The 23,178-nt window shown below is 67.6% G+C and carries 24 protein-coding genes and 1 tRNA gene; 8 read left to right on the top strand and 17 right to left on the bottom strand.

The genetic code is table 11. The features are described 5' to 3' along the window. Position 1 precedes the first annotated feature (1 nt). The 9 genes from ACXN5S_RS16515 to ACXN5S_RS16475 form a co-directional block, all read right to left on the bottom strand. A complete protein-coding gene (locus ACXN5S_RS16515) occupies positions 2–880 on the bottom strand; it encodes a sulfotransferase family protein (protein WP_458606575.1) in 879 nt (292 codons plus the stop codon). Beyond that, the gene (locus ACXN5S_RS16510; protein WP_458606574.1) at positions 877–2,226 is read right to left on the bottom strand and encodes a hypothetical protein; all 1,350 of its coding nucleotides are present in this window, start codon (positions 2,224–2,226) and stop codon (positions 877–879) included. Before ACXN5S_RS16510 ends, ACXN5S_RS16515 begins: the two co-directional genes overlap by 4 nt. Before the next feature lie 78 nt (positions 2,227–2,304). Continuing rightward, positions 2,305–2,562, bottom strand: a complete 258-nt coding sequence (locus ACXN5S_RS16505; RefSeq protein WP_458606573.1) for a spike base protein, RCAP_Rcc01079 family — start codon at positions 2,560–2,562, stop codon at positions 2,305–2,307. Between the two features lie 102 nt (positions 2,563–2,664). Continuing rightward, positions 2,665–4,110 (bottom strand): mannose-1-phosphate guanylyltransferase/mannose-6-phosphate isomerase, encoded by a 1,446-nt coding sequence (locus ACXN5S_RS16500; RefSeq protein WP_458606572.1) that lies wholly within the window; start codon positions 4,108–4,110, stop codon positions 2,665–2,667. Between the two features lie 186 nt (positions 4,111–4,296). Beyond that, complete coding sequence (locus tag ACXN5S_RS16495) at positions 4,297–6,468, bottom strand: GumC family protein (protein WP_458606571.1); 2,172 nt, start codon at positions 6,466–6,468, stop codon at positions 4,297–4,299. Between the two features lie 292 nt (positions 6,469–6,760). Continuing rightward, a complete protein-coding gene (gene kdsA, locus ACXN5S_RS16490; RefSeq protein WP_458606570.1) occupies positions 6,761–7,582 on the bottom strand; it encodes a 3-deoxy-8-phosphooctulonate synthase in 822 nt (273 codons plus the stop codon). Next, positions 7,579–8,367, bottom strand: coding sequence for a 3-deoxy-manno-octulosonate cytidylyltransferase (locus tag ACXN5S_RS16485; RefSeq protein WP_458606569.1), 789 nt, complete (start codon positions 8,365–8,367; stop codon positions 7,579–7,581). The genes kdsA and ACXN5S_RS16485 overlap by 4 nt, the downstream gene beginning before the upstream one ends. After that, positions 8,364–9,353, bottom strand: a complete 990-nt coding sequence (locus ACXN5S_RS16480) for a KpsF/GutQ family sugar-phosphate isomerase (RefSeq protein ID WP_458606568.1) — start codon at positions 9,351–9,353, stop codon at positions 8,364–8,366. The genes ACXN5S_RS16485 and ACXN5S_RS16480 overlap by 4 nt, the downstream gene beginning before the upstream one ends. Positions 9,354–9,551: 198 nt before the next feature. Further along, positions 9,552–9,628, bottom strand: a tRNA-Met gene (locus tag ACXN5S_RS16475). 101 nt (positions 9,629–9,729) lie between these two features. Between ACXN5S_RS16475 and ACXN5S_RS16470 the strand changes: the two genes are divergently transcribed. Further along, positions 9,730–11,145, top strand: a complete 1,416-nt coding sequence (locus ACXN5S_RS16470; protein WP_458606567.1) for an FAD-binding oxidoreductase — start codon at positions 9,730–9,732, stop codon at positions 11,143–11,145. Between the two features lie 83 nt (positions 11,146–11,228). Here the strand turns inward: ACXN5S_RS16470 and hemC are convergent, their stop codons facing one another. Next, a complete protein-coding gene (gene hemC / locus ACXN5S_RS16465) occupies positions 11,229–12,182 on the bottom strand; it encodes a hydroxymethylbilane synthase (protein ID WP_458606566.1) in 954 nt (317 codons plus the stop codon). Between the two features lie 118 nt (positions 12,183–12,300). Between hemC and hemE the strand changes: the two genes are divergently transcribed. Both hemE and ACXN5S_RS16455 read left to right on the top strand, forming a co-directional pair. Continuing rightward, complete coding sequence (gene hemE, locus ACXN5S_RS16460; protein ID WP_458606565.1) at positions 12,301–13,338, top strand: uroporphyrinogen decarboxylase; 1,038 nt, start codon at positions 12,301–12,303, stop codon at positions 13,336–13,338. Between the two features lie 124 nt (positions 13,339–13,462). Beyond that, on the top strand, positions 13,463–13,909 hold the full coding sequence (locus ACXN5S_RS16455) for a hypothetical protein (protein WP_458606564.1): 447 nt from the start codon (positions 13,463–13,465) through the stop codon (positions 13,907–13,909). 65 nt (positions 13,910–13,974) lie between these two features. Here ACXN5S_RS16455 and hemF read toward each other — a convergent pair whose 3' ends face one another. Continuing rightward, positions 13,975–14,856, bottom strand: a complete 882-nt coding sequence (gene hemF / locus ACXN5S_RS16450) for an oxygen-dependent coproporphyrinogen oxidase (protein ID WP_458606563.1) — start codon at positions 14,854–14,856, stop codon at positions 13,975–13,977. A gap of 76 nt (positions 14,857–14,932) precedes the next feature. On the opposite strand from hemF, the gene ACXN5S_RS16445 reads away from it, so the two are divergent. After that, positions 14,933–15,316 carry a hypothetical protein gene (locus ACXN5S_RS16445; protein ID WP_458606562.1) on the top strand — a complete coding sequence of 128 codons (384 nt, stop codon included), beginning with the start codon at positions 14,933–14,935 and terminating at the stop codon, positions 15,314–15,316. Positions 15,317–15,323: 7 nt separating this feature from the next. Here the strand turns inward: ACXN5S_RS16445 and ACXN5S_RS16440 are convergent, their stop codons facing one another. From ACXN5S_RS16440 to clpS, 3 genes are all read right to left on the bottom strand, one after another. Further along, positions 15,324–16,124 (bottom strand): SDR family NAD(P)-dependent oxidoreductase, encoded by an 801-nt coding sequence (locus tag ACXN5S_RS16440; RefSeq protein ID WP_458606561.1) that lies wholly within the window; start codon positions 16,122–16,124, stop codon positions 15,324–15,326. Between the two features lie 38 nt (positions 16,125–16,162). Beyond that, the gene (locus tag ACXN5S_RS16435; protein WP_458606560.1) at positions 16,163–17,014 is read right to left on the bottom strand and encodes a class I SAM-dependent methyltransferase; all 852 of its coding nucleotides are present in this window, start codon (positions 17,012–17,014) and stop codon (positions 16,163–16,165) included. A gap of 146 nt (positions 17,015–17,160) precedes the next feature. Next, the gene (gene clpS, locus ACXN5S_RS16430; protein WP_458606559.1) at positions 17,161–17,508 is read right to left on the bottom strand and encodes an ATP-dependent Clp protease adapter ClpS; all 348 of its coding nucleotides are present in this window, start codon (positions 17,506–17,508) and stop codon (positions 17,161–17,163) included. A gap of 94 nt (positions 17,509–17,602) precedes the next feature. On the opposite strand from clpS, the gene ACXN5S_RS16425 reads away from it, so the two are divergent. Beyond that, entirely contained in the window at positions 17,603–18,292 is a 690-nt protein-coding gene (locus tag ACXN5S_RS16425; protein WP_458606558.1) for an HAD family hydrolase, read from the top strand. A gap of 213 nt (positions 18,293–18,505) precedes the next feature. Further along, positions 18,506–20,023 (top strand): D-alanyl-D-alanine carboxypeptidase family protein, encoded by a 1,518-nt coding sequence (locus ACXN5S_RS16420; protein ID WP_458606557.1) that lies wholly within the window; start codon positions 18,506–18,508, stop codon positions 20,021–20,023. 25 nt (positions 20,024–20,048) lie between these two features. On the opposite strand, the gene ACXN5S_RS16415 is transcribed toward ACXN5S_RS16420, so the two are convergent. Further along, the gene (locus ACXN5S_RS16415) at positions 20,049–20,948 is read right to left on the bottom strand and encodes a DMT family transporter (RefSeq protein WP_458606556.1); all 900 of its coding nucleotides are present in this window, start codon (positions 20,946–20,948) and stop codon (positions 20,049–20,051) included. Between the two features lie 105 nt (positions 20,949–21,053). Here ACXN5S_RS16415 and ACXN5S_RS16410 point away from each other — a divergent pair, with 105 nt between their 5' ends. Continuing rightward, the gene (locus ACXN5S_RS16410; protein WP_458606555.1) at positions 21,054–21,761 is read left to right on the top strand and encodes a lysophospholipid acyltransferase family protein; all 708 of its coding nucleotides are present in this window, start codon (positions 21,054–21,056) and stop codon (positions 21,759–21,761) included. Here the strand turns inward: ACXN5S_RS16410 and ACXN5S_RS16405 are convergent. Beyond that, positions 21,758–22,147, bottom strand: coding sequence for an MAPEG family protein (locus ACXN5S_RS16405; RefSeq protein ID WP_458606554.1), 390 nt, complete (start codon positions 22,145–22,147; stop codon positions 21,758–21,760). The two genes, ACXN5S_RS16410 and ACXN5S_RS16405, sit on opposite strands and share 4 nt — an antisense overlap. 76 nt (positions 22,148–22,223) lie before the next feature. Here ACXN5S_RS16405 and ACXN5S_RS16400 point away from each other — a divergent pair, with 76 nt between their 5' ends. Then, positions 22,224–22,997: a helix-turn-helix domain-containing protein gene (locus ACXN5S_RS16400; RefSeq protein WP_458606553.1), complete on the top strand. Its 774-nt coding sequence runs from the start codon at positions 22,224–22,226 to the stop codon at positions 22,995–22,997. A gap of 60 nt (positions 22,998–23,057) precedes the next feature. On the opposite strand, the gene ACXN5S_RS16395 is transcribed toward ACXN5S_RS16400, so the two are convergent. Then, a partial coding sequence (locus ACXN5S_RS16395) for an EF-Tu C-terminal domain-related protein (RefSeq protein WP_458606041.1) occupies positions 23,058–23,178 on the bottom strand: 121 nt, incomplete at its 5' end.

Raw genomic sequence — 23,178 nt, 5'->3', positions numbered from 1 at the left:
TCTACTCGTAGCCGAAAAGCTCCGCGTAGAAGCGAAGCACCGGGGAATAGGGCCCCGTCACGCCGTCCGGTACCGGATCATCCAGCCGCAGCGGCTTGGCCGTGTAAGGCCGGAGCTCTGGCGAAGACATGTAACCGGGATCGTTGCCGTAGGTCGCATTGGCCGGCCCCTCGCCCGCGAAAGGGCTGAGTTCGGGCTGCTTCATCGCCGCGATGGCCTCCGGTGCCGTGCTCACGCCCAGCCATTCGGCGATCTGCGGCAGGTAGAGATCGGGGTCGGAGAGCAGGTCTTCCCCCCGCACGCGCATCCAGCGCGAGGCGGGCAGGGAGTCGAGGAATTCCTTGGCGCGCAGATGCGGCTGCAGCCAGAAGGTTTCCGGGTCGACGCCGCCGCGCCCGGCGATGCCGCCGGCCTTCGAGATGTAATTGCGCAGCTCAACCATCGATTTCAGCGTGCCATGTGGGTGGCGCGTCATGTGGATGAACTTGGCCTCGGGGAAGGCGGCATCGATCCGGTCGAGCGCGCCATCCTCCAGCACGTAAATCGGGCTTTTGTCGACCAGACGCTTCGGCGCGGCCCAGGCGGCGAGATCGGCGTAGATCTGGCCGGTACTCTCGGACAGGCGCTCGTTGAGCCAGGTGTCGGCGGCGTCGATATCCGCCTCGCTCTGCCCGCCGAGGCCCAGCTCGGCCACCGCGCGCAGCAACCCGTGCTTCAGTCGCCGGCGCCGGCCATGCCACTTGCCCAGCTCCTCGAGCGTCCCGCCAGCGAAGAGGTTCACCTCCGGCAGGGCCATCATCTCGGGATGAGAGCCGATGACGCCGCACATGACCGAGGTGAAGGAGCGCGGCGGGGCGAGGATGAAGAGGGGCGCGCTCATGCCACGCCCTCCGCCAGCCAGACCTCGACACCGCCGCCCTCGCCGCCCTGCCGCGCGGCTGGCACGGCGAACAGGCCCGCGGGGGTCGAGAGCAGCTCGCGCAGCCCGTATTGCGAAGGGTTGTCGCCGAGGCCGCTGAGCGTGATCGCCTCGAAGCTCTGCCCTTTGCCGCTGCGCCAGAACCCGTAGTCGCCAGACCAGCTTTCCGTCATCTCCCTCAGCCACTCAAGATGTACCGGCGACAGATCGGTGCGCCTGCGCGGGCCACGCCCAAGATAGGTGGGCCAGAAGCGCCAGTCGGCCCCGCCGACATAGAGTTGCCCGTCATGCACCTCCATCCGCCAGAAGGCCTGCACGAAGGGATCATCAAACCCCGGCCCGGCGCCGGAGAGCGGCTGCTTGAGGCCGGCTGGGGTGACCCGCGTCTGCCCGGCGATGAGATCCCAGCTGTCATCTGGATGCACCCGGATCAGCTCTGCTGCGAAGGGACCGAAGGAATCGGCCCCCTCCCCCGGCTGGCGCTGCACGCCGGTGCCAATGTAGAGGGCGCCGTCGAAGACGATCATCGAGGTGGGCATGGGGCTGGCCGGGCCGCGCTCGGCGCCCCTCTCCAGCACCTTCACCCAATCCTCGCCCGCCTGCCGCCAAAGCTGAAAGCCGCGCTTCCGGTTGAGCGTGGCGGCATAGATCGTGCCGTTGAAGGCGCAGAGCTCGTTGATGGATTCGTTGGCCGGATCGCCGAAGCCCGCCGGGCTGACCGCCTCCCAGGCGCCGACGGATGGATCGGTCGTCCGCAACACGAGCGGCATTTCGGTCATGTTGTCATCGGCCCAGCCGCGCCCGTAGTTCATGCCCAGCGGCGTGGTGTAGAGATGCCCGTCATGCTCGAACAAGCAGCGGACGGCGGCGATATCCGCCGCCCCCTGCCCCAGCCCGGGCGGGCCGCATTCGGCGAAGGTCGTGCCATCCTCCGAGCGGAGCAGCAGCACCTGCTCCTTCATCGAGCCAACGGCCGCGTAGAGCACCGGAGCCTTGTCGCTGGCCCCCTGAAAGACGGCAAAGGCGCGGACCGACCGGTCACGCGCCTCTCCATCCTCATCAAGCGGGCTGCGGTAGACGATGCTCCAGCTTTCGGCGGCCGGATCGTAACAGGCGATCTCGGCCCCCAGCGTCACATCGCCGGCCTCGCGCCCCCGCTGGCGCAGCGGCCCGCGCCCGCCGCCCACACAGAGCCGCCCATTGAACCAGGCGACGGCCTGGCTGATGCGGATCAACGGGTTGAAGGGAGGCGCAGGTAATCTGCGGAAGTCACGCGCCGAAAATGCGGCGCCGGTAACGGAGGGCATAATAGGCTCCAGCCGGGCAGGTTGCCGCCATGTAACCCTCCGCGCGCGCGCGAGACAAGGCGAAGGCCGCCGGCTGGCTCACTCCCAGCCGATCAACCCTGCCGTCGTGCCCGTGGCCAGCACGCGCCGCGCCCGAAGCGGCAGAATCTGCCCGGCCATCAGATCATAGGCGACGTCTGTGCCCGCCGCATCGCGAATGACCGCCGTGCCGGAGGCATTGCAGAACAGCGCGCGGGGGACGGGGCTTAGATCGGCACCATCGTCGGGCGTGATCACTTGATGCCGGCTGGCGGGCGAATTGAGGCTTTCGGCATGGGTGGCAAAGTTGTCGGCCATGTGGGCTCCGCTGGCTGGGTCAGATTGCCCGCCACGCTAGTCCGCCAAAGATGAACGCCGCCCGGTGGCACCGCGCGGCGTTCATCATGTTTAACGATGCGGTCAGCCCTTGGCGCCCTGCCCGCGCGAGTAGACATCCTCGTAGCGCACGATGTCGTCTTCGCCGACATAGGCGCCGGTCTGCACCTCGATGAGCACCATCGGCACCTTGCCCGGGTTCTCCATCCGGTGGACGGACCCGAGCGGGATGTAGACCGACTGGTTCTCGGTCAGCAGCGTGACTTCATTATCTACAGTGACCTTGGCCGTGCCCTCCACGACGATCCAGTGCTCGGAGCGGTGGAAGTGGCTCTGCAGGCTGAGCGAGGCGCCGGGATGCACCATGATGCGCTTCACCTGGAAGCGCCCGCCCACCACGAGGCTCTCGAACCAGCCCCAGGGGCGGTGATCCTTGGGGAAATGCGTGGCCTGGGCCGAGCCCTTTTCCTTCAGCGCGGTGACGGCTTTCTTGACGTCCTGCGCGCGAGACATGTCGGCGATCAGCACGGCATCGTTCATGGCGACGGCCATGATGTTCTTCAGCCCGATGCCGACGACCTCCAGCCGCTCGGATTCGGACCGCAGCAGCGTGTCATCGCAATCGATGGCGGTGGCATCGCCGGAGAGCGACACGCCGCGGGTATCCGGCTCCGATTCGCGCCAGACGGCATCCCAGCCGCCAAGATCCGACCAATGGGCGGAGAATGGCACGACGGCGAGATTCTCGGCCTTCTCCATGACGGCATAGTCGATGGAGATGTCTTCGGCCTTCGCCCACGCTTCGGGATCGAGCCGCAGGAAGCCAAGATCGGCCTGCGCCTCGGCCACGGCGGCGCGTACGGGCTCCATGAGGGCGGGGGCATGCGCCTCGAAGGCGGCAACGATGTCGCGGACGCGGAAGAGGAAAATGCCGGCGTTCCAGAGGTAATTGCCGGCGGCGAGCATCTCTTCGGCGCGGGCGGCATCGGGCTTCTCGACGAAGCGCTGAAGCGGCTCGGCCTCGGTGCCCGGCTTACCAGCGAGTTCGAGATAACCGTATCCGGTCTCGGCCCAGGTGGGCGTGATGCCGAAGGTGACGAGCTTGCCCTGCTCGACGGCAGCGAGGCCTTTGGCGACGGCGGCGCGGAAGGCGGCGCTATCAGGGATGTGATGGTCGGACGGTGCGACCAGCATGATGCGGTCGGGGTCATCGCTTGCCAGCTGAAGGGCAGCAGCGAGCGCGGCGGGGGCTGTATTGCGCCCTTCGGGCTCGATGAGCACGGGGCCAGGGTCGATCCCGGCCTCGGCGAGCTGCTCGGTGACGATGAAGCGAAAATCGCTGTTCGTGAGCACCATCGGCTTGGCGAAGGTCAGGCCGTCGCCGCTGCCAGAGAGCCGGGCGGCGGAGGCCTGAAAGAGGCTCCGATCGCCGAGAAGGTTCGCGAATTGCTTGGGATATGACTTGCGGGAGAGCGGCCAGAGGCGTGTGCCGGAGCCGCCGGCGAGAAGTACGGGTGTAATATCAGTCAAAATCTCAGGTCCATCCAATGCATCATTCGGCCAAACTCCTCCGCGCGCAGACCATTGCCGGATTGATCGCCTCCGACAAGGATGCAGCTGGAAAAATCAGATCGAATGTTGGTGCATTGCTATGACGCGAGGCGGCCGTATTGCCAGTCCTAAAAGGACCGGCAACGGGGGTATCCCAGACCGGCCCTAATTCGAGTAATACTTGTTCCCGTAGGAATAGCCGTAGCCGTAATTGGCGCCATAGCCGTAGCGCCGCATGCCGCGCGGGTTGATCTGGGTGAGAACGGTGCCCGTCACGCCCTGACCGACGGTCTCGAACATCCGCAAGCCTTCCATCACCTGGTGGCGGCTAGTCCTGTCCCAACGCACGACGAAGACGACGGCATCGGCATGGCCGGCGACAATGCGAGCATCGGGGACGATCAGCACGGGCGGCGTGTCGAGGATGATGTAGTCGTAAAGCCCTCGAATGTGCTGGGTGAATTCCTTGAACCGCTCGGACGAGAACACATCCGCCGCGTTCGAGCGCGACTTCTCGCCCGGCAGCACATCGGCCCCGAGCAGCTTGCTCTTGATCACCGCATCCTCGAGCGCCACGTCGCCAGTCAATACTGAGACGAGGCCGCCCTTACGCTCGGTGCTCTCGTCGCCAAAATACTGGCCGAACGTGCGGCGGCGGATATCGCCCTCGATCAGAAGCACCTTCTTGCCCATCGAGGCCAGGTTCTGAGCCAGCGCAATAGAAGTGGTCGTCTTGCCTTCGCCCTGCTGCGACGAGGTGACCATCACCAACTGGGGCGGGTTGTCGATGTTGGAGAACATGATCGAGGTGCGCAGGTTACGCACCGCCTCCGCCGCTGCCGAGTTCGGCTTCTCATGCAGATAGTCGAGGATCGAGCGCCGGTTGCGCGTCGGGAAGATGGGCAGTTGGCCGAGAACCGTGCGGCCCGTGATCCGCTCAAGATCGTTCGCCGTGCGGAAGCTGTTGCTGCGCATTTCGAGGACAAGGACTATGCCTACGCCGATCATGGCGCCAAGCAGAACCGCTACGGCAACGATGAGCTGCTTGTTCGGGGCGCTCGGATTAGACGGGATGACAGCGTTCGACAGGATGCGGCTGTCAGCCTGCTGGATACCTTCCTGAGCCGCCGTTTCCTTCAGGCGGGTCAGGAAGTACTCGTAGAGCAGGCGGCTCGCCTCGGCCTCGCGGGTGAGCTGTTGCAGCTCGGTGAGCGATTGCGTTTGCGAGACATAGTCGGATTCGATATCCGCCTCGGCCTGCTCGAAGGACTCATATTGCGCCTGAAGCCGCTGCAGATTGGCCTCTTCCCGCGCGATCAGCTGCTCAAGTCGGGTCTCGGCAGCTTCTTGGGCGCGGGGGTCGGTCGCCGCGCGGCCGAGAAGGGTATTGAGCTGCGCGTCATTGGCGACAGCGGCCTGCTCTTCAAGCGTATCGGCAGCCTGCAGTCGGTCGATCCGGGATTGCACCGTGCTCACCTGCGCCGCCGCGTCGGACATCCGGGTGCGCATTTCCTGCAGCTGGCGCTCCAGCGCGGCAATTGCCTCGGGCGAGACCAACTCGTTTTCCGCATTGAATTGCGAAACGCGCGCCTCGGCCGTTTGCAGATCCGTTTCGAGCTCGGTCACCCGATCCGTCAGCCAGGTCGTCGCCTGTTCGGTGGCGTCGAATTTCACCTGAAGCTGCTGGTCGATGTAGAGATTCACGATCGCATCGGCGAGCGCAGCCGATTTCTGCGGCGAGGTCGTGGTGACGGTAATGTTGAAGACGTAGGAGCCATTCGGCGTATTCGTCACCGACACTGCATCGAGCAGGTTGTTGATGACGACGTCACGCACACGCTCCGGCGTGCGGCTCACGGCGAGCTGCTCCGGCGTTGCGGGCGTGATGCCGAAGAGCGACTTCACGAAGGTCTTCGACGCCTCGACGCCTTGCTCGATATCGGTGGCGAGGCCCGGCTCAGGCTCGACTTCGATGTAGGGGTTGAACTCCGGATCTTCGACCAGGTTCATGTCGTCCACGACACGGCCCATCAAAGAGCGGGCGCGGATGACCTCGATCTCCGAGACCATCTCGCTGTCGGTCCCGCCGAAGCCGCCGACGACGCTTTCAAGGTCTATCACATTGCTCTGTTGCGGCTGCATCATCACGACTGACTTCGCCGTGTAGAGCGGCACCGCCACCACATAGGCACGCCAGATCCCGACGATGCCAGCCAGCAGAATACAGGCAAGGATGATGAATTTGCCGCGCCAGATCGTCCGAAGCAGAGCGCCGATGTCGATAACGTCGTCGTCTTCCGGTGCCGTATCGACAGCCTTGGGCGCAACAGCGCTCATCTGAACCATATCCTACTAAACCCAAGCCGCTGTTTCAAAAAATTCTTAGCCAATGGGGCCTCTCGCCTCAACCGCAACATTTCGTTATCGCCGCAGCGGGCCTTCATCAAACCGTCCCAAAATGTAGGCCGATTTTCGTCGATTCTCGCTCTGGGAGAATAGAAACTCCGGCCATGATGGAAAGCCTCGCAGGGCAACCCGTCAGGTGAGGGCGCGCAAATTGACTGCTTTTTGGGCAAATTTGCGACACTGTTTTAACCCCGGCTCCACCCAGAGATCAAAAAACGGTCTTTCAGCGGCCCTTTACAAGGTCATCGATGGCGCGCAGCCGCGCCAGAAGATCGGGAATATCGGCGAGGGCCACCATGTTGGGCCCGTCCGAAGGTGACCGTGCCGGCTCTTCGTGCGTCTCGATAAAGACCGCGCCACAGCCCACGGCGAGCGCGGCGCGGGCCAGGGGCGGCACGAACTCCGCCTGGCCACCCGAAGAGGTGCCCTGCCCGCCCGGCAGCTGCACCGAATGCGTGGCGTCGAACACCACCGGCCAGCCCGTCTGGGCCATGATCGGTAGCGCGCGGAAGTCACTGACTAGCATATTGTAGCCAAAGCTCGCGCCGCGCTCGCAGAGCATGATCTTGTCGTTGCCGGTGCTCTCCAGCTTGGCGGCGACATTGGCCATGTCCCAGGGTGCCAGAAACTGGCCCTTCTTCACGTTGATCGCCTTGCCCGTCTCGCCGGCTGCGAGCAGCAGGTCTGTCTGGCGCGAGAGAAAGGCAGGGATCTGCAGCACGTCCACCACCTCGGCCGCGCGCTGCACCTGCGGGGTGTCATGCACATCGGTGAGCACGGGGCAGCCGATGCGGGCGCGCACCTCGGCCAGCACCTCAAGGCCCTTCTCGATGCCAAGCCCGCGCTCGCCGGAAAGCGACGAGCGATTGGCCTTGTCGTAGCTGGCCTTGAAGATGAAGGCCGTGCCGGTGGCCTCGGCCGCCTCGGCCAGCGTTTCGGCCAGCATCAGGGCGTGATCGAGGCTCTCCAGCTGGCAGGGGCCGGAGATGAGCGTGAAGGGCAGATCGTTGCCAACCTGCACATCGCCGATGTGAACGTGCTTCATGCCATCTCCCTCAAAGCCGCTTCGATGCGCGGCACGTCGACCGGATTGTTCAGCTCCCAGAACACCCGGCCCCGCGCCTCGACCTCGACACAGCGCATCGCCGCGCCGTTTTCGAGAAAGCGCAGCTGCTCCAGCCCTTCCAGCGCCTCAAGCTCGCCGACCGGCCAGTCGAGATAGGCGGCGAGCGCCTTCGGGCGATAGGCATAAACGCCGACATGGTGGAACACCGGCACCGGGGCGCCGGGCGCGCGGGCGCCGGTGAAGGGTATGACCTCCTTCGAGAAGTACAGCGCCTGCATCTGCCGGCCGAAGACGGCGGTGGTGCCGCCGACGAGGCCGTTGCGCCTGTCATCGAGGAAATTCGCCAGCGTCGCCTCGTCGCAGCGCAGCACCGGGGTGGCGGCGTCGACATCCGGCCACGTCTGCATCGCCTCGATCAGGGCGGTGAGAAACCACACCGGCGTCAGCGGCGCGTCGCCCTGCAGGTTTACGATGATGTCGGAGGTCAGGCCCGCGCTCACCACCGCCTCGGCGCAGCGCTCCGTGCCATTGCGGCAGGAAGAGGAGGTCATCAGGACAGAGGCGCCGAACCCCTCCGCCGCCGCGCGGATGCGCTCGTCATCCGTCACCACATGCACGGAATCGACGCCGAGCACCGCCATGGCGACCTCCCAGCTGCGCTGGATCAGGCTCTTGGCGCCGTCCGGCCCCTGCAATTCGACCAGCGGCTTGCCGGGATAGCGGGTCGAGGCATAGCGCGCCGGGATGAGAATGGTGACGCTCATGCAACCCCCGCCCGCAGGCAATCATGGATATGGATCAGGCCCTCGACCGCGCCGTCCTCTCCCACCGCGAAGAGGGTCGAGATCTTGCGGGCATTCATCAGCGCCAGCGCCTCGGAGGCGAGCGCATCCGGGGCGATGGTCAGCGGATCGCGGGTCGCGACCTCGCCGGCGCACCGCTCCATCAGGCCCTTGATGTTGCGGCGCAAATCACCGTCGGTGATGATGCCGGCCAGCCGGCCCTGCTCGATCACCGCCGCCGTGCCGAAGCCCTTGGCGGTGATTTCCAGAATGCCCTCGCTCATCGGTGTGTCGGGCGCCAGCATCGGCAGCGCCTCGCCCGAATGCATCAGCGCCCGCACCGTCAACAGCTGCGCGCCCAGGCGACCGCCGGGGTGATAGGCGTGGAAGCTCTCTTCCTTGAAGCCGCGCTCTGTCATCAGCACCACGGCCAGCGCGTCGCCCAGCGCCAGGCTGGCGGTGGTGGAGGAGGTGGGCGCGCGGCCCATTGGGCAGGCCTCGGGCGCATCGGGGAGTTGCAGGATCAGATCGGCCTGCCGGCCCAGCGACGAGCCCGGCACCTTGGTGATGGCGATCAGCGGAATCGAGAAGCGGCGCGAATAGGTGACGACATCGGCCAGCTCCGCCGTCTCGCCCGAATTCGAGATGGCGAGCACGACGTCACCGGAGGCGATCATGCCGAGGTCGCCATGGCTCGCCTCGGCGGGATGAACGAATTGCGCCGGCGTGCCGGTCGAAGCGAAGGTGGCGGCGATCTTGCGCGCCACATGGCCGGATTTGCCCATGCCGGTGACGACGACGCGGCCCGGCGCCTCGCGGATCAGGCGCACCGCTTCGGCGGCACTGTCGTCCAGCCCCCCGGCCAGCATCTCCAGCGCCTCGGCCTCGCAACGCAGCACGCGCGCCATCTCGGCGCGGATCCGGGCTGTGTCGGCAGGCGGGCTGGAGGGGCGGGTCTGGGCTGTCATTCTGGTCCTTCCTGGGGCCGATCTGTGAGGGATGGGGAGTGCAGAGGCAAGAGGAAGGGGCAGCGCGGGATGGCCGGTGTGGGAGGGGGGCTGTCTGCCCCCCGCTGGCGAAGCCAGCCCCCCCGAGGATTTCCAGGAGCAAAGACAGGGGGCGCGACGCCTGGTGGGGCGTCGGGGCGCGGCATGATGAGGGGGGGATGGTAGCGGTGCAGGGACTCGAACCCCGGACACACGGATTATGATTCCGTTGCTCTAACCAACTGAGCTACACCGCCAGACCGCGCGCCTCTTACGGCAGGGTCTGCGCGCGCGCAACCCTCTTTCGCGCGCTTCCCACCGGCAGCGCTTCGCGGCATCAAGGCGGCGGAGGTGAGCCATGGCATTTCTTGACGAGGCGGCGGCCATCGTGGGCCCGGGCAATGTGCTGCAGCGCGCGGCGCTGGCGCCGTGGCGGCACGACTGGACGGGCCATTACCCCAGCGACCCGGCAGGGCTGGTGAGGCCGGCGAATACGGCAGAGGTCTCAGCGCTCATGGCGCTCGCCACCCGGCACCGGCAGGCGATCGTGCCGGTCTCGGGCCATACCAGCGTTACCGGCGGCTCGTCGGCGGGGCCGGAGGCGGTAATGCTCTCGACCGAGCGGATGAATGCCATCCGCCGCATCTCGGCGGAGGAGCGGGTGGCCGAGGTCGAGGCCGGCGTTGTGCTGGACAGCCTGCATGCGGCGGCAGACGCGCAGGGCCTGCTTTTCCCGGTCACCTTCGGCGCGCGCGGCTCGGCACGGATCGGGGGTATGCTCGCGACCAACGCCGGCGGCTCGAACGTGCTGGCCTATGGCAATACCCGCGAGAATTGCCTGGGGATCGAGGCGGTGCTGGCCGACGGGCGGGTGCTGAACCTCATGTCCGCCCTGCACAAGGACAATTCGGGGCTGAACCTGCGCCATCTGCTGATCGGCGCCGAGGGCCAGCTCGGCATCATCACCGCCGCCATGCTCCGCCTCGTGCCCGCGCCCCGCATCCGCGCCACGGCGATCTGCGCCGCCGCCTCGCTGCCGGCGGCGCTGGCACTGCTCAACCGGCTGCAGGACGAGACGGGCGGCAAGGTCGTCGCCTGCGAATACATGCCAGCGCAATATATCGAAGGCCATCTGCGCTACATCGCCGGCGCGCGCGAGCCCTTCGCAGAGCGGCACGCGCACAACGTCATGATCGAGCTCGCCTCGCCGGCAGAGGCCGATGCGGCGCCGGGCGACGACGGCCAGCCCCGGCTATCGGCGCAGCTGGAGGTCCTGCTCGCCGGCGCGCTGGAGGAGGGCCTGATCGCCGATGCGGTCATCGCCGCGTCCGAGGCGCAGCGGGCCGAGATGTGGGCGCGGCGGGAGGCGGCGGCGGAGCTGACCTTCGCGCGCCAGCCCTGCGTCGATTGCGACATCGCCGTGCCGCTGGGCGCGGTGGCGCCGTTTCTCGACGAGGTGCGGGCGAGGATCGCGGCGCTCGTGCCGGGGGCGGAAGACATGGTCGTCGCCCATCTCGGCGACGGGAACATCCATTACACGCTCTACCCGGGCGAGGCCGCCATGAATCGGGCCGAGGAGCTGCGCGCTCTCATCGATGGCACGGCGGTGGAGATGGGCGGCAGCTTCTCGGCCGAGCACGGCATCGGGCGCTCGAAGCTCGGGGCCATGCGGGCGCTGAAGGATCCGGTGGCGCTGGAGGCGATGCGGGCGGTGAAGGCGGCGCTCGATCCGCTCGGATTGCTGAACCCGGGGAAGACGATTCCGGAGGGGTAGCTCGGGTGGAGAGCGCCGGGGGCTGTCTGCCCCCGGACCCCCGGGGATATTTGGCAGTCGAAGGTTTAGGGGGCCGGGTTGGCTCAGGCGCGCCAGCCGAAGAAGCCTTCGCCGGCCCGGTCGAGCAGTTCGGCGGCGAGATCGCGGCCGAGCGCGGCGGCTGCTTCGGTCGGGCCGGAGCTCTCGCCGGTATGGGCGATGCTGCCGTCGGGCTTGAGGATCTCGCCGCGCAGGCGGATCGTACCGCCCGATAGCTCAGCCAGGCCGGCGATGGGTGTCTCGCAGGAGCCGTCGAGGGCGGCGAGGAAGGCGCGCTCTGCGGCGAGGCGGATGCCGGTTTCACCATCGTGCAGCGGCTCGAGCAGGGCGGCGGTGTTGCGATCGTCCGCCCGGCGCTCGATGCCGATGGCGCCCTGGGCGACGGCGGGCAGCATCTCGTCGGGCGAGAGCGGCGCGGCGGGCACCGTGCCCACCATGCCCAGACGATTGAGCCCGGCCATGGCGAGGAAGGTCGCCTCGGCCACGCCCTCGCGCAGCTTGCGCAGGCGGGTCTGCACATTGCCGCGGAACTCCACCACCTGAAGATCGGGCCGCCGCACCAGAAGCTGCGAGCGGCGCCGCAGGCTGGAGGTGCCGACAGTGGCGCCCTGCGGCAACGCGGCCAGCGTGGCCTCGCCCTCGCCGAGCGAGACAAAGGCATCGCGCACATCCTCGCGCGGGAGGTAGCAATCGAGCGCCAGCCCCTCGGGCTGCAGCACCGGCATGTCCTTCATGGAATGGACGGCGATATCGAGCTCGGCGCGGATCAGCCCCTCTTCGATCTCGCGTGTGAAGAGGCCCTTGCCGCCAAGCTCCTTCAGCGCCCTGTCCTGCACGCGGTCTCCCGTCGTCTGCACGACGACCACCTCGAAGGCCTCCATCGGCAGATCCCAGGCCTCCATCAGCCGGGAGCGGGTTTCATGCGCCTGGGCCAGCGCCAGCGGCGAGCCGCGGGTGCCGATGCGCAGCGGGGCGGAGGGAGAGGGCAGATCGGGCATGGCCGGCTGGCTAGGACGTCTGCCGCGGCTTGACAAGGGTGTGCGCGGCGAGGGCGCCGCGCCGCCTTGACAAGGCGCCCCCCGGGCGGGACGAGGGGGGCCGATGGAAGGACCCGTGATGCATAAGGACAAGGCCCTCTTGAGGGCGCTGGCGGGCGAGACCCTGCCCATTCCCCCGATCTGGATGATGCGCCAGGCTGGCCGCTATCTGCCCGAATACCGCGAGACCCGCGCCCAGGCCGGCGACTTTCTGTCGCTGTGCTACTCGCCCGATCTCGCCGCCGAGGTGACGCTGCAGCCGATCCGCCGCTACGGCTTCGATGCCGCGATCCTGTTTGCAGACATCCTGCTGCTGCCGCAGGCGCTGGGCACCAAGCTGTGGTTCGTTCCCGGAGAGGGCCCGCGGCTGGAGACGGTGACGAGCGCGGAAGAGCTGGCGGCGCTGCGCCCGGTCTCGGCCATCCATGACACGCTCGGGCCCGTCTATGACACGGTGCAGATCCTCAGCCGCGAGCTGCCCGAGGAGACGGCGCTGATCGGCTTCGCCGGCGCGCCCTGGACGGTGGCAACCTACATGATCGCCGGGCGCGGCACACCTGACCAGGGCCCGGCCCATGCGCTGATGGCCGAGGACGAGGCCACTTTCGCGGGCATCATCGACCTGCTCACCGAGGCGACGGTGGAATACCTCTCTGCCCAGGTTCAGGCCGGGGCCGAGGTCGTGAAGCTCTTCGACAGCTGGGCCGGCTCGCTGGAGGGCGCTGCCTTCGAGCGCTATTCGCTGGCCCCGATGCGGGCGATCACGGCGGCGCTGAAAGAGCGCCACCCGGGCCTGCCGGTCATCGCCTTTCCCCGCGGCGCGGGTGCGCGCTTCGAGGGGGCACACGAAGCCATCGGCGCCGATTGCATCGCGCTCGACGATGGCGTCACGCCCGATTGGGCGGCTGCGCATGTGCAGCGGGACGGCTGCGTGCAGGGCAACCTCGCCTCGCATCACATGGTCACCGGCGGCGACGCGCTGGTGGAGGAGACGCGGGCCATCGTGAAAGCCTTCTCGGGCGGGCCGCATATCTTCAACCTCGGCCATGGGATTACCCCGGATGCCGACCCGGAGAACGTGCAGCTGATGATCGACACGGTGCGCGGAACCGCCTGATCGCGAACGGGCGGCGCAGAGCCGCCCGCCCCATGCACCAGCGCCGTCGGTGGAGCGGCGCGCCCCCTGCGAGGAACAGTCTCGCCTGCCTGCCCGTTGAACCAGGATTTCGACAGGAGGCACAATGCTACGCTCGATCCTCATGGGCCTCGTCGCCGGCCAGCGCTCGATGACACCGCTCGCCGCCCTCGCCGTTGCCGCCCGGCGCGATGCTCTGCCCTATGACACGCCCGAGGGGCGGTTCATGTCTGAGCCGTTGATTGCCGCGGGCGGTATGACGATGGCCGGGCTTGAGATGGCCGGCGACAAGATGAAGACGGCGCCCGACCGCACAGTCTTCCTTGGCCTGCTGGCCCGCACCATCACCGCCGGCTTTGCCGGGGCGGCCCTGGCGCCGCCGCGCAAGGGGGTCGAGGGTGCAACGCTCGGCATCGCCGCGGCGATGGCTTCGTCCTACGTCGGCCTGACCGCGCGCAAACGCGCGATCGAGGAATGGGACCAGACGAGCACCGGCCTCACCGAAGACGCCATCTGCATGGCGGCGGCGCTGGCGATCGCCAACACGCGCTAGCAGTAGGGGCCAGCTTTAAGGGACGGCGGGCGGGGCGATTGCCGGCAGGCGAGCGCCGCCCGCCGTCACACCCACTTCGCCAGCGGCGGCAGGCTCATGAGCACGGCATCGGGGTCATGTGCCGTCGCCAGGCCGAACTTGGTGCCCCGGTCATAGACCAGGTTGTACTCGGCATAGAGCCCGCGGTGGATGAGCTGCGCCTCGCGCTCGGCTTCGCCCCAGTCCTGGCTCCGCCGCTTTTCCACCAGCGGCAGATAGGCGGGCAGGAACGCCCGACCGATATCCTGGATCAGCGCGAAATCCGCCTCCCAGTCGCCGGTGCAATGATCGTCGAGGAACACGCCGCCCACGCCGCGGGCGCGGCGGCGGTGGGGAATGTAGAAATACTCGTCGGCCCAGGCCTTCAGGCGCGGGTAGTGCTCCTGCCCATGCCGGTCGAGATGCTCCTTCTGAACGGCATGGAAGTGCGCCGTGTCCTCGTCGTACTCAAGGCAGGGGTTCAGATCGCTGCCACCGCCGAACCACCAGGCAGCCGGCGTCCAGAACATGCGGGTGTTCATATGCACCGCAGGCACATGCGGGTTCTGCATATGGGCGACGAGGCTGATGCCAGAGGCCCAGAAGCGCGGGTCTTCCGCCACGCCCGGCACACCCCGCGCCGCCATGCTGCGCTGCGCCGCCTCGCCCAGCTCGCCATGCACGGCGGAGACATTGACGCCCACCTTCTCGAAGACGCGGCCACCGCGCATCACGCTCATCAGGCCACCGCCGCCTTCTTCGCCCTCGCCGCCGCGGCGCGTCTCTTTCACCTCGAAGCGACCGGCGGGCGTGTCGCCCGGCTGGCTGTCTTCCAGCGCCTCGAAGGCCGCGACGATCTCGTCCCTGAGCTGGCGGAACCAGCCGCTCGCCCGCTCCTTTTCCGCCGTCATGGCGCCGCTGTCCGGCATGGCTGCCTCCGATATTGAATAACCGCCGCCTTTTGGCGCAAACCGGCGGTGAACCCAAGCCCTGGAGCTGTCACAGATGCGCCGCCTTCTGCTCGCCCTGCCTCTTCTCGCCGCTGCCTGCGCCACGCCGCAGGAGCAATGCATCGCCCGCGCCACTCAGGATCTGCGCACGCTCGGCGGGCTGATCGCCCAGACGCGCGGCAATATCGAGCGCGGCTACGGCCTGACCACCGAGCAGGAGGTGCGGGTGCGCAACCGGCTCTGCCGCGGCGAGACGGCCAGCGGCGAGCCCTTCACCTACGAATGCCAGGAGACGGAGACGGTCGACCGCCGCGTACCAGTGGCGCTGGATCTCGACGCAGAGCGCGCCAAGCTGAGCTCGCTGGAGCGCCAGCGCGACCGGGAGGCGGCGCAGGCCCAGTCGCAGGCCAATGCCTGCCGCCAGGCCTACCCGGAATAATCGGGGCCTAGAACGCCGAGCAGGCGGCCGGGTCGAGAAGGCTGCGGCCGCCATCCACCGTCAGCACCTGCCCGGTGATGAAGCCCGCGCCCTCCGAGGCGAGGAACTGCACCGATTCTGCCAGCTCACGCGGGCTGGCGATGCGACCAAGCGGGGTGCGGGCGACGACGCGCTCGCGCATCTCGTCATCGTCCTTGATGCGCTCCTGCAGCGAATTGCTCATGACCGAGCCGAAGGAGACGGCATTGACGCGAATCTTCTCAGGCGCCAGCGCCACGGCCATCGAGCGCGTCATCTGCTCGAGCGCCGCATTCGACACCGAGTAGGCCAGCAGCTCGGGGTGGGCCATGCGCGCCGCGATGGTCGAGATGTTCACGATGGCGCCGCGCGGGCCCTCGGGCTCGGGCGTGAGCTTGATCATCTTCTTGGCGACGATCCGGCTGAGCTGCAGCGAGGCGACCATGTTCTGCTCGATCATGGTCGGCACCGAATTGTCCTCGGGGTCGAAGAGCGAGGTGGGCATGATCTGCCGCGCCGCGTTCACCAAGATATCGACGCCGTCGAAGGCATCGAGCGTGAGAGAGAGCAGGTTGGCGATGGTCAGCTTTTCGCGCAGATCGCCGGCAAAGAGACGGGCCGAGCTGCCCTCGCCGGTGATGTCGCCCACTTCGGCGTTCAGCCCCTCTTCGTCTCTGTCGACGAAGATGACGTTGGCGCCCTGCTCCAGAAAGTGCAGGCCGATGGCCAGGCCCACGCCGTGGGCGCCACCGGTTACGATGGCTGTCTTACCGTCTATCGAGAAGGTCATGTCTGCCTCCGTCCCCTATCAGGGACCCTAAGCCTAGTTCAGCGCCGCGGGCGAGTCGCGCGGAACAGTTTGAAGGCTCCATCGCCTCCAAGTTCCTCGACGCGCGAAAAAGCGGCATCGAGGGCGGCCTCGTAGGGAAGATGGCGATTGGCCACAAGCCATAGCTGACCGCCCGCCAGCAGATTTCGCCGCGCCGCAGCGATGAAGGATTGCCCGAGCGCATGGTCGACGGCCCGCCCCGTATGGAAGGGCGGGTTCATGACGATACCGCCGTAGGGCTCTTCCGCCTTCCAGTTGGCGGCATCCTCCCAGTGGAAGCTGGCGCGCGGATCCTTGATGTTGAGACGGGCGCAATCCAGCGCCAGCGCCTCGGCCTCGATCAGGTCGAGGCTCTCGACACCTTTTGTTTCCAACACCTTGGCAGAGAGATAGCCCCAGCCGGCACCGAAATCGGCCATGCGGGCGGGCAGCTTCTTGGGCAGCGCTTCGGCCAGCAGGGCAGAGCCTGCGTCGATCCCGTCCTCGGAGAAGATGCCGGGCTGGCGCACCCAGCCGTCAGGCCCTGCGACCGGCCCCTCGCTGGCCCAATCGGCCAGGGCGTCGCCGGGCGACATCACGAAGAGTCGACCGTGATCGCGCGTGTCAGAGGGCAGGTCGCCCAGCCTCTTGCGGGCCTCGCGCCAGAGCGAATCAACCCCGTGCGTCTTCGGCCCGTCGACCGCCACCACCGGCGCACGGCGCGCCGCATCGGCGATCAGCGCCTTGGCGAGGGCCTTCGAGCGGGGGAGGAAGACGATCGCCACCGCCGCCGTCTCGCCCGGCTCGGCGAGCTGGTAGCCGGAGGCAGCCCAGTAATCGGCATCGGGACGAAAGCCCGTCTCAACGATCATGCGGTCCTGCGGAAGGGCCGAGAGGTCAGCATCCGGCCGCGGACGGATCGCGAGAACGCGGCCCCCGAGCGGCAGGACAAGAACCCCTTCAGAGAGGGCGGAGGCCGGTCTGGATTTTGCCATGGGTCAGGCGCTGAGTGGCGCGCCTATTCCTTTTCCATCGTGCATTGCAGCGGGTGTTGGTGCCGCTGGGCGAAATCCATCACCTGCGCCACTTTCGTCTCGGCAATCTCGTAGGAATACACGGCGACGACCGCCACGCCTTTTTTGTGAACCGTCAGCATCAGCTCGAAGGCCTGGGCATGGTTCATGCCGAAGAAGCGTTCGAGCACATGCACGACGAATTCCATCGGCGTGTAATCGTCGTTGAGAATGAGCACCTTGTAGAGCGGGGGGCGCTTCGTTTTCGCGCGCGGCTCCAGCTTCAGCCCGACGTCATCATCGCCGTCGCCGTCGTCAGGGCCTGTCGCCATCATGTAGAAATCGGCCAGCATGGTCCGCTTTCGTCTCACCCGTGCAATGATTGTGTCGGGGTTATATAGGGGCTGAACGGTCACTGCAAAGGCCGGTTTGCGGAGGAATCTGGGCATGGGGCGGCAAAATCGCGTCTTCGGCTTCGATGCAGACGACACGCTCTGGCACAACGAGAAGTTCTTCCGCCTCACGCAGGACCGATTCGTCTGGCTGCTTGGCGACCATGCCGAGCCCGAAACGCTGGCCGACAGGTTGCTCGCCGCCGAGCGACGCAACCTTGGCCACTACGGCTTCGGCATCAAGGCCTTCACCCTGTCGATGATCGAGACCGCGCTGGAGGTGACCGACAACCAGGTGCCCGGGCAGGTGATTTCAGAGATCATCGCTGCCGGGCAGGAGATGCTGCGCCACCCCATCGAGCTGCTGCCCGGGGCCGAGGCGGCGGTCGAGGCGCTGGCGGGCCGCGGGCGGGTGGTGCTCATCACCAAGGGCGACCTGCTCGACCAGGAGCGCAAGCTGGCGCAATCGGGCCTGGGCGACGCCTTCGATGCGGTCGAGATCGTCTCCGACAAGACCGCCGGCACCTATGCGCGTATCTTCGCGGGCGCCGACTTCGCCCTGATGGCCGGCAATTCAATGAAGTCCGACGTGATCCCAGCGCTGGAAAGCGGCGCGCATGGGGTACATGTGCCGCATGAGACAACCTGGGCGCTGGAAGAGGCGGACGACCCCGAAGCCGGCCCGCGTTTTCACCGCATCCCGATGCTCGGCGAGCTGCCCGATCTCGTGGATCGCCTCATTTAGAGGCAATATTTACTTAAAATTTTCATCGCCGAACAAGGTCTGGGTGAGGGCCTGCAGGCACACACCACATGTGTGCCGCACATGAGCTTCACCTGCGATCAGTTTGGAAAATGAAGTGTTTTCGGCTCAGGATCGCCGTGCTAGCTTCGTCTCAATCAAAAGGCATCCGCCACAGAAGCGGAGCCGTGAGGCAGAAAATCGGGCAGTGAAACCATGCCGCTATCCACGTTTAGGACGGCCCGTCTGGGCCTGCTGATTCTGTTCGTCTTCGTGAGCGCCCTACTGGCGCAAACAGCGAGGTCGGCGCCCTACGCCGCGCTCGTGATGGATGCGCGAACCGGTGAAGTTCTGCATGAGCAGAACGCTGATACGAGGCTCCATCCGGCGTCTCTGACCAAGATGATGACGCTCTACATCGCCTTCCAGGCGGTGCAGCGCGGCGAGATCTCTCTCGATACCGATGTCGTCATCACCGCCGACGCGGCCGCGATGCCGCCCTCGAAACTGGGGCTGCGCTCGGGGCAGACGATCCGCCTGCGCTATCTCATCCGCGCCGCTGCCGTTCGCTCGGCCAACGATGCGGCCACGGCCATCGGCGTCGCCATCTCCGGCAGCCAGGAGGCCTTCGCCCGGCGGATGAACGCCACCGCTCGCGCGATGGGGATGAACAGCACCACCTTCGTCAACATGAATGGCCTGACGGCAGAGGGGCACCTCTCGACCGCGCGCGACATGTCGGTGCTCGGGCGCCACATGATCTATGACTTCCCGCAGTATTATAACCTGTTCTCGCGCCGCACGGCGGATGCCGGCATGGCCACGGTGAGCAACACCAACCGCCGCTTCCTCGACAGCTATCCCGGCGCCGACGGCATCAAGACGGGCTTCACCAACGCAGCGGGCTACAACCTCGTCGCCAGCGCCCAGCACGGCAATGTGCGCATCATCGCCACCGTCTTCGGCGGCACCTCGACCGCGCAGCGCAACCAGAAGGTCAGCGAGCTGCTCGACCTCGGCTTCTCGCGCGCCCCGGCCAACGCCCGGCTCAGCCGGCCCGAACCGCCGCCTGCGGTGACGCTCCGCGAAGGCGCGCAGGTCGTGGCGACGGCCCCGCCGGGATCGGCCTCGATCGACCATCCGGCGGCCCGCACCATCCGCGTCTCTGGCATTATCAACAGCTCGCTGCGGCCCATGGCCCGGCCCGGCGGCCCCGGCGCCCCTGCGCCCGCAGCCGGCAGCGGCCAGGATGCCATCGCCCTCGCTCTGGCCGATGCGATCATCGCCGAAGCCTCCACCTCCACGGGCCCCGCCGCTACTGCGGCACCGGACGGCACGCTCCTCGTCGCAGCCGATGCCTCCGAGCTTGCGCCCCGCGCCGTTGCCGCGCCGCCAGCCAGGCCGGCCGAGCTGATCATGACCGCCGAGGCCATTGAGCCGGGCAGCCTGCCCGAGGCAGAGCCAGAGATCGTCACCCGTCTGTCGACCTCCGGCGGGCACACCTGGGGCATCAACGTCGGCCGCTACAACTCGCGCGGCGAGGCGGAGCGCGTGCTGATCCGCGTGGCCCTGGCCGAGACGGTAACGCTGGAAGGCTCGCTGCGCCGCGTGGTGCAGATGAACACCGGCTACGACGCCAACTTCATGGGCCTCACCCGCGAGGGGGCAGACCTGGCCTGCCGCCGCCTGCAGGCGCGGGGCACCACCTGCTTCATGATCGGCTCGGAAGGCTGACAGCCCTACAGCCGTCGCTGGGCCATCAGGCCCGGGGCGGCGCCGCATCCTCGCGCAGCAGCAGCGCGAGCGCCGCGATGGAAAGGGCGACGCCCGCCAAAATGGCGACCGGCGGCAGCGTATCGCCAAGCGCCAGCGTCCACAGGATCACCCAGGACGGCGTGAGATAGGTGTAGGCCATCACCTTGGCCGCCGGCAGCCGCAGCGTGGCGAATTGCAGCAGCACGAAGGTCGTCGCCGAGGCGAAGACCGAGGTATAGGCCAGCGTCACCCACACGATGCCCGGCAGCGCCGCGAAGTCGGTGCGCATCAGGTCGCCCCAGCCCCAGATGGTCAGGATGATCGCACCCGCCACCAGCATCGGCAGGGTGAATTGCAGCGCGCTCTCGCCGCGGTTCAAAAAGCGCACCATCGGCGTGTAGAGCGCGTGGCTGATGCAGCCGATGAAGAAGATCGCCTCGCCCCGCTCGACCTGAAACGCCAGCAGCGCGGCGAAATCCGCCCGGAAAATCACCCAAAGCGCCCCTGCCCCGCCAAGCGCCAGAGCCAGCGCCATCCGCCCGGTCAGGCGCTGGCGCATCAGCAGCCAGCCGAAACCGGCCGACATGATCGGCGTCAGCGTGAAGACGGCAGAGGCCGCGACGGGCGGCGCCGTCTTCAGCCCCTCGAACATCGTGACGAAGTAGATCGCGAAAAGCCCGCCGAGAAAGGTGTGCCGCCAGGGCGCGGGCGGGATCAGCCGCTTCGGCCGCCCATGCCGCGCCAGCACGATGGGCGCGAGGATGGCCGAGGCGCACCAGAAGCGCAGGGCGTTGAGCGCCGCGGGCTCGATATGCGGCGCGGCCAAAGCACCGAGCGGGAAGCTGCCCGCAACCAGCGCCGAGAACAGCAGCATCGCCAGATGCCCTTGCCGTGATCCCGTCATGCCTGCCCCCCGTCCGCCGCGATCTGTCTCTGCCGTAAGGGACCACGCGCGGCAAGTGGGGCGCCTCGCCTTGCCTCCCCCCGGCCGGCGCGGCAGGGTGCCGCCATGGCCGAACACCGCCCTTCCCTCGCCGTCCGCCTGCGGGATTCGCTCTGGCTGCGGCGCTTCGTCGCCGCGCTGCTGAACCTCTGGATCCGCTTTTGCGCCGCCACCACGCGCTGGCAGCGCGAAGGCGAAGATGCGCTGCGGGCGCAGTTGCAGGAGGGGCCGGTGATCGTGGTGCTCTGGCATTCGCGCATCGCCTTCGCAGCACAATGCTGGCCAAAGGGCGCGCCGCTCTCCACCCTCAACGAAGGCACCGCCATCGGCGCGATGATGGCCGATGTCTTTGCCAAGCAGGGCTTCTCGCCCATGCTCATGCCCCCCGGCGCCTCGACCATGGCGCAGATGCGCACGGTCCTGAAGCGCCTGCGCGAGGATCGCATCTCCATCGGCATCGCCGCCGACGGCCCCGCCGGCCCGGCGCGAGAGCTCAAGCCCGTACCCGTCGACTGGGCCCGCATCGCCGGGGTGCCCGTCTGGGGCATGGCGATCTCTCAGGCCCGGTCGTGGCGCCTTGGCAGCTGGGATCGCACGCTCTTCCCCCGCCCCTTCACGCGCGGCGCCATGGTGCTGGCCCCCTGGGAGGCCGGCCCCCTCGCCCGCAAGCCGACCGAGGCGGAGCGTGCCGTCGCCACCGCCTCGCTCACCGCGCATCTCGACGCGATCACCGACCGCGCCGACGCCATGCTGGGCGAGCCGCGCCAACCCTAGGCCGGCCAGACGAGCGCCACGCCCATCAGCACCATCCCCGTCCAGCCGACCATGAACACCATGGAGCGCCAGACCGGGATCGCGGCCATGTACATCGGCAGATAGGGGATGCGCACGAGCACGAAGACGGCGGCGCCGAAGATCGCCAGCGGCATGTTGGTGCCGGGCACCACGAGGGCGAGGATGCCGAGCCCCATGAACACCGGGTAATTCTCGCGAAAGTTCCGCGCCGCCCGCTCGGCGCGGCCATGCACGGCGTTCTTCAGGGGCTCCTCGTCGCGCGAGGCGAGAAAGCGCCCGATGGAGATATGCGAGATCAGCATGAGGGCGGGCACGTAGCAGGTGAGCAGGTAGACGGCAGAGCCGATGAGCAGCCAGGTCAGCATCGCAATGTCCTTTCAAGGATGACTGATCCCGAGCTAGGCTTCCGAAGGTATCACCTCAATTCCCTTGGAGGGTATCATGGCCTTCGGCTCCGCGCTCAAAACGCTCCGCAGCGATCTCGGCCTGTCGCAGCTGGCGCTGGCCGGCGCGCTCGGCACCACGCAGCGGCATGTCTCCTTCATCGAAAGCGGGCGCAGCCGGGCGACGCGCGAGTTTCTCATCCGCCTCTGCACCGGACTCGCGCTGTCGCTGCCGCAACGGGCAATGCTCTTCGATGCGGCGGGGCTGGCCAACCCCTTCCGCCATGACGATTTCGGCGCGGCGGAGATGGAGGCGCTGCTCGACCGGATCGAGCGGCGCGTGCTGCGGCACTGGCCCTTCCCGGGCTTTGTGCTCGACCGGTCGTGGCAGGTGCTGCGCGCCAACGGGCCGGGCCTCGCGCTCACCGCCTCGCTGGGCGCGCCCCCCGGCGAGATGCCCTCGCTCTTCGAGATCTTCCTGTCGCCCGCGTTCCGGGCGCGGGTGCAGAACTGGCAGGACGTCAGCCTCGTCTTCTACTTCCGCATGCTGGGCGCCGCCGCCGAGAACCCCGCCCTCGCCCGCCGGCTCGATCAGGCCCGCGCCGAGGGGCTGTTCGACCATGTGCCGGCGCGGCTCGCCAGCACCGACCCGCCGCCGCCCTTCGTGCCGGCCCGGCTGACGGGGCCGGACGGGGTGACGCTCACCATGTCGTCGCTGGTGGGTCGGCTCGCCTCGATCCATGACGCGGCCATCGCGGGGCTGGAGGTGGAGCTGCTCGCACCGGTGGATGACGAGACGGAGGCCTGCCTTCTCGGTCACGCGCCAGACTGACGGCGCCCAAAGAAAAAGGCCGCCCCGAAGGACGGCCTTCCAACTTAGCTAATGCTCAGATCAGGCGAGGATCTTCGAGACCACGCCGGAGCCGACGGTGCGGCCGCCTTCACGGATGGCGAAGCGCAGGCCCTCTTCCATGGCGATCGGGTAGATCAGCTCGGCCGACAGCTTCAGGTTG

The sequence above is a fragment of the Pseudoroseicyclus sp. H15 genome (assembly GCF_054353345.1).
The sequence above is the reverse complement of the archived record's forward strand: the minus strand, read 5'-3'. Positions and strand labels throughout refer to the sequence as shown.